At 54.5% G+C, this 6,195-nt stretch carries 7 protein-coding genes; all 7 read right to left on the reverse strand.

Features of this window, described 5'->3' with window-relative positions:
- The coding region (locus HLUSI_RS0121045; RefSeq protein ID WP_016835831.1) for an aldehyde dehydrogenase family protein at window positions 1–480 on the reverse strand (480 nt) is incomplete at its 3' end.
- Between the two features lie 61 nt (window positions 481–541).
- Complete coding sequence (locus tag HLUSI_RS0121050) at window positions 542–1,240, reverse strand: glucose 1-dehydrogenase (protein ID WP_029363849.1); 699 nt, start codon at window positions 1,238–1,240, stop codon at window positions 542–544.
- A gap of 52 nt (window positions 1,241–1,292) precedes the next feature.
- Entirely contained in the window at window positions 1,293–1,970 is a 678-nt protein-coding gene (locus HLUSI_RS0121055) for an ATP-binding cassette domain-containing protein (protein WP_016835833.1), read from the reverse strand.
- 1 nt (window position 1,971) lies between these two features.
- Window positions 1,972–2,715, reverse strand: a complete 744-nt coding sequence (locus HLUSI_RS0121060) for an ABC transporter ATP-binding protein (protein WP_016835834.1) — start codon at window positions 2,713–2,715, stop codon at window positions 1,972–1,974.
- Window positions 2,712–3,662, reverse strand: a complete 951-nt coding sequence (locus HLUSI_RS0121065) for a branched-chain amino acid ABC transporter permease (RefSeq protein WP_016835835.1) — start codon at window positions 3,660–3,662, stop codon at window positions 2,712–2,714. Before HLUSI_RS0121065 ends, HLUSI_RS0121060 begins: the two co-directional genes overlap by 4 nt.
- Window positions 3,662–4,567: a branched-chain amino acid ABC transporter permease gene (locus HLUSI_RS0121070; protein ID WP_016835836.1), complete on the reverse strand. Its 906-nt coding sequence runs from the start codon at window positions 4,565–4,567 to the stop codon at window positions 3,662–3,664. The genes HLUSI_RS0121065 and HLUSI_RS0121070 overlap by 1 nt, the downstream gene beginning before the upstream one ends.
- Window positions 4,568–4,575: 8 nt before the next feature.
- Entirely contained in the window at window positions 4,576–5,880 is a 1,305-nt protein-coding gene (locus HLUSI_RS0121075; protein ID WP_040503749.1) for an ABC transporter substrate-binding protein, read from the reverse strand.
- Window positions 5,881–6,195 lie beyond the last annotated feature (315 nt).

The raw sequence follows: 6,195 nt of genomic DNA on the forward strand, positions 1-6,195 counted from the left end.
TGGCGCCAGCGTGCGACCAAACATTTGCGCGGGATAATTCCAGGGAATAATGTGCGCCGTGACGCCGTGCGGTACCCGTACCACGCTGACGTTGTAGCCATTCAGGTAAGGAATTGTCTCGCCGTGAATCTTGTCGGCAGCCGCACCATAAAATTCGAAATAACGCGCTACCGCAACGGCATCGTTACGGGCAGTGGTGATCGGCTTGCCGGTATCGCGTGCTTCGAGCTGAGCGATTTCTTCAACGTCTTTCAGTATCAGTTCGGCGTAACGCAACATGATGCGGCCACGCTCGGTAGCCGTCAGCTTGCCCCACGCACCATCGAGTGCGCCCTGCGCTGCCTTGACCGCAAGATCGATATCGGCTGCACTGCCGCGATCAATCGTAGTGAACACTTCGCCATTGCAAGGATCGATGACGTCGATCGTGCCACCATTGACCGGACTGACCCATTGACCATTGATTAATAAGGTACTCATGTTGATTCTCCGTTGAAATTAAATTCGTTATAACAATACTGATGCTGACGATATATTCGGGTCACCAGCTGGTGGTACCGCCATCGACCACCATCACCGAACCGGTAGCGAAGGAGGCCTCATCCGACGCCAGCCACAAAATGGCAGCGGCAATTTCTTCCGGTTGCGCCATGCGGCCCATCGGCATTTTTTCGAAATACGGTGTGGCGATCGTGCCGGGGGCAACGCAATTGACACGAATTTTCTGGCCCACGTGATCCAGCGCCATGGCCTTGGTCAGCGCGGCTATCCCGCCCTTGGAAGCGATATAGGCAGCACGCTCACGGATCGCCGCGATCGCTGTGTAAGAACCGACATTGACGATGCTGCCACCACCGGCGGCCGCCATGAGCGGAATCACATTCTTCGAGCACAGGAAGGTGCCTTTCAGATTGACGCCGATGATACTGTCCCATTCTTCTTCTTCGATGGTTTCCACCGTGCCGACGCGACCGAAGCCAGCATTGTTGATCAAGACATCGACACGTCCGAAATGCGCTAGGGTCTGCGCCACCATCGCTTTAACGCTGGCATGCTGACTGACGTCAACCGTCACCCCTAGTGAGGCAGCACCGATTTCCTTAGCGAGCTCGCGGACACCGTCAGGATTTTTATCGGCCACTACCACTTGTGCACCTTCGCGCGCCAGCAAGCGGGCTGTGGCACGACCGACACCACCGGCTGCGCCGGTCAGGATCACTACTTTATTGGCAAGACGCATAGCCCCTTCTTCCTTATGAAAAATTCAATCTACTGATAACAATGGGCGACATTCAATGTGCTGCGTTTGCATCGTTGGCCGCCATCAGTTCGCCACGCTCCAGTGTCAGCGTCGCATCGGGAAGATCGCGCAACAGACTGCGATTGGACTCAGTCACGACCACGCACAGCTTGGGATTGATATCGCGCAATTTACGCAGCGACTCGGCATATTCACCGGCCAGAATCGGGGCCAGCCCCTGAAATGGCTCATCCAGCAATACCAGTCTCCGCCCTGCCATCAAGGCACGACCCAATGCCGCGATTTTTCCCTGCCCTCCGGACAGCGCTGAACCAGAGCGCGGCAACATCACTTTCAGTTGCGGCACGGCCAGCAAGACTTGCTCCAGCCGTTCATCAATCTGACCTTTCGGCAAACCTAATACATCACATGGAAAACGCAGATTGTCTTCCACCGAAAAGGTCGGAAACATGACCCGGTCTTCCGGCGCATAGCCGATGCCAAGCGAGCTGCGCTGATGCCCCGGAACCGAGGCAAGATCGACACCATCAAATTCAATGCGACCATGCTGCAACGGAATCAAGCCCATGATGGCGCGCAGTAACGTGGTTTTTCCCGCGCCATTGCGTCCTACTACCGCCAGTAAGCTGCCTGCCGTAAATTCAGTTGCGATATCGCGCAATACACGGATGCCAGCAATCTGTACGCTGACTTTCTGAATCTTCAGCATGTCATTCTCCAATCACATTCTTGCGGATTTCGGGATCGTTCAATACCGCCTCGGGCGTGCCGTCCGAGGCAATTCGCCCTGAAATCCAGGCGGCCACCCGGGTTGCGTAACGCGCCACGATATCGACGTCATGCTCGACGAAAATGGCGGTGATGCGACGTTCATCGAGTGCGCCCATGATGGTTTTCATCAAGCCATGTTTTTCATCGCTGGAAACACCGCTGGTCGGTTCATCCAGAATCAATACCTTAGGATCGAGTACTAATGCCATGGCAATATCGAGCAACTTGCGCTGCCCTTCCGGTAACAAGGCTGACAATTCATCTGCGCGCTCACGCAATCCGACCATTTCCAGCACATGCTCGACCTCGCTGGCGGATACCGCATCGGACAAAGCCGACCAGATGCCAAGACGACCGATCTTACCGGCAGCTGCCAGCCGGATGCAGTCACGCACGGTATGTTCTAGGAACAATTGCGGCAGTTGAAATGAACGCACCAGTCCGCGCCGAGCGATGGTGCGTGGCGCTAGTTTGGTGATGTTGTGACCGTCGAAATTGACAGTGCCGCTGGTGGGCTGGATCAGTCCGGTACAAATATTGATGAAGGTAGTTTTCCCGGCACCGTTCTGACCAATTACGGCCAGACGCTCTCCTTCGTGTAATTCAAAGTTAATGCCGTCGGCTACCACCACGGCGCCAAACGCCAGTTTGAGGTTGACGGTTTGCAATATGGCCTGACTCACGACTGGTCTCCTTCTACATTGAGCGCACGCTTTTTCACCAGCAAGGCCGACAAACCGGCCGGCGCCAGAAACACCATAGTGATCAGCACCACACCCAGCACCATTTGCCAGGCCCCCGTTAGGAATGCAGCGGAGAAAAGTTTGACGAATTCAAAAATAGCGGCACCGACAAACGCACCCACCGGATGACCAATACCACCCAGAATGGCAACGAATACATACTCGCCAGAACGCACCCAGTACCCCATTTCAGGCGTGACCAGACCTTGCGTGATAGCAAACAATGCTCCCGACAAACCACACAGGGCGGCTGAAATTACATAACCGATCAATAGCACCTGATAGGTCGACAAGCCGACATATTCAAGTCGGGTTTCGTTGGTCTTGATGGCCGCCAGCGCTTGTCCGGCAACCGAGCGTAGGTAGCGTTGCACCAGCATGCCCAGCAACAATGACAACACCACCGCAGTGACTAGAATCGCAGACTCAAACATGTCACGCTCCAGCACAAAACCGAAAAAAGTCGGCCGGGCAATGCGAATGCCGTCGGTACCACCGGTCAGTTCAAAGAACTTGCCAAGGATCGAATACAGTACCATCGACAATGCCAGATTCAGCATGCCGAAGAAGATGCCTCGATAGCGCACCACAAAGGAACCGATCACAGCACCGAGTAACCCGCCGAACAAGGTACCCACGGCCAGCAGCGCGATACTGTCAAGATGGGTCCAGCGCTTTGCGGCAAACGCCACTGCATAGCCGGCAGCACAGGCAAAGATGGCATGTCCGAACGAGACTTGGCCCGAACGCACCAGAATGGAAATGCCGAGCGCGGCCAGACCGGCACAAGTAGCAAAAATGATCGGCGTCTTCAGCCATGGCAACACCAGCGGCAACAGCAAGGCCAGCAATAGCAGTAGGATCACTACCAGTTTGGGTCGCGACATTACACTCTCCTCGCCTGCGCCACGGAAAACAATCCCTGCGGCCGGAATAACAACACCAGAACCATGATCAGGTACGGTACCAGTACTTCAATTTCAGGGAACAGATAGACCGCAAACGAACGCGCCAGTCCAATCATCAGCGCCGCCACCAGCGCGCCTTCGATTTGCCCGAGACCGGCAGTCGCCACCACGGCAAACGACAGCACGATCATGTCAGCGCCGATACCTGGCACCCATGAGGTAGTCTGCGATGCCAGTGCGCCACCGAGCGCTCCCAGCATGGAAGCGACAATAAAGGTCAGCAGACAGATTTTTCTGACATTGATGCCAAGGGCAGTCGATACTTCACGATTGTGGGCAACTGCCACGATCTGGCGACCAGTACGACTGGAGCGCAAGAAGTAGCGCAACGCCAGAAATGCCACCAGTGCCACACTCGGCAAAATGAATAATTGATACCGAGTGTAGGTAATGTCCATGACATCAACCACGCCGGTGTATTTGACCAGTTCGGAAACAAAATACGGTTGCGTGCCCCAGATCATTCTTTGCAGATCTTCAAAGATCATGAAAGTGGAAAAGGTGATCAGCAACTGCAAGATCGGGTCCTTGTTATAAATGCGCTTGAGTAGCGTGATTTCCATCAGGCCGCCAAGCACGGTACCGACTAACACTGCCGCCAGCGGCAACAACAGGAACGACCAGGCAGGCGACAGCCCTGCCGCAATCGCCCAGCCACCGAAGGTTGCAGCCAGATAGCCGCCGAAGGCATAAAAACTGCCATGCGCCATATTGATGATGTTCATGACGCCAAACACCAGCGTCATACCCAGCGCTACCAGAAACAGCAGCGCCGCGTACGAGACTCCATCAAGAATGGCGAGATAAATTAACTCGCGCGCCATGCCGTCACCTAGTTGGAAATTGCCGGGAATGCCTTGATGCCTGGATCTTTCATGATTTCAGGCTTGAGCGTCTTGACCCATTCGACCGATTTCTGGCCAGTCGGCGCAGTGATCGGCGCGGCCGGATACAGCACGATCTTATCGATCAGCGAGAATGGTGTGCCCTTGACCTTTTTGGTGACACCGAACAGCTGATCTTGCAGGGCACGGCCATCGGCGCGAATCTTGACCGGGCGTGTAAGAGCTCGGAATTCCAGGCCATGCATAGCGTCGGCCAGTTGCTCGGTGGTTGGCCATTGCCCCTTGTTGGCCTTGATTGCCTTGTCGTAACCAGCCACTACCGCTTCCAGTCCCGACACGACACGAAACACCGGATAGGATGGGTAAGCGCCGGTTTTGGCCTTGAACTTTTGCACAAAATTTTTCATCTTGGCGTCATCCTTGTATTCCGGATGTTGGTAGTAATGGTCCCCCAGCGCACCGATGATGACGCCATCCGGCAAGGTGTCGCCGAGACGTTCGAGCGAACTTTCGCCGAGCGGCAAAATGAATTGCGAACTCTTCAGCAACCCGCGTTGTGCGGCCTGACGCACCAGCGTATCGAGGTCGCCGCCCCACGAGGTCGACAACACCACGTCGGGACGCAATGCCTGCAAACGGCTAATTTCAGTCGAGAAGTCGGTCGCCCCCAGTTTCGGGAACAACTCCGCCACAATCTTGGTATCCGGTTTTAATGCCAGCAAGGTATTCCGGAACAATTCCCAAGAGTCACGACCCCACGCGTAATCCTGATTGATCACTGCCAGTGTCTTGAAATCAGGCTTGGTACGCAGCAGATACAACACCGCCGCCACCATTTCGGTATTGGCATCGGCTGAAGTGCGGACCACGTAGCGATAACGGTTGTCTTCCAGAATTTTTTCGGTACTGCAATCCCACATCACATTCAGAATTTTCAAATCTTCCGCCACCGGTGCCACAGTTTTACAGTCGCCGCTCGATACGCCGACCAGCATCAGCTTGGTGTTTTGTTCCTGAATCAGACGGCGGTATTCCGACAGAAATTTGTCGCCGCCAATACCTTCATCAATAAATGTCGGTGTCAGCTTGACGCCATGAATACCGCCAGCGGCGTTCAAATCGTTGATAAACATTTCAGCGCCGTTCTTCGCCGGTACGCCAAAAACCGATGCCGGTCCCGACAGAAATGTACCGATACCGAGCTTGATTTCGGCGGGCTTGTTGGTTTGTGCCTGCACGCCGGACAACAGCAATGCCGATGCGGCAGCGACGAGTAATTTAGATAACACCATGTCTCTCCTCCTGATTGAACAACTGGATTACGTTAAAAGCTCAGCCACTTCGCCATGTTATTGCTTGGAAGCACCGTCCTTATTGAAGCGGTTGCTATCACCCGGCTGGCCGCTGCGCCGTAATTTAACGAGATCCGATTATTGCGATCATTTATTTGTAAGTCAAGCTTATTGACTTATTGTCTTACAAATTATATTCTGACGTCACTCAATCACGTGACCCCACTCAACCTCACTGACCACCCGCTCAAGGAGATATGCATGAATCAAGATCTGTTCGACATCGGCCTCAAGACCCGCCGCGAAGTACTCGGC

It is taken from the genome of Herbaspirillum lusitanum P6-12 (genome assembly GCF_000256565.1).
GTDB classification, from domain to species: Bacteria; Pseudomonadota; Gammaproteobacteria; order Burkholderiales; family Burkholderiaceae_D; genus Herbaspirillum; species Herbaspirillum lusitanum.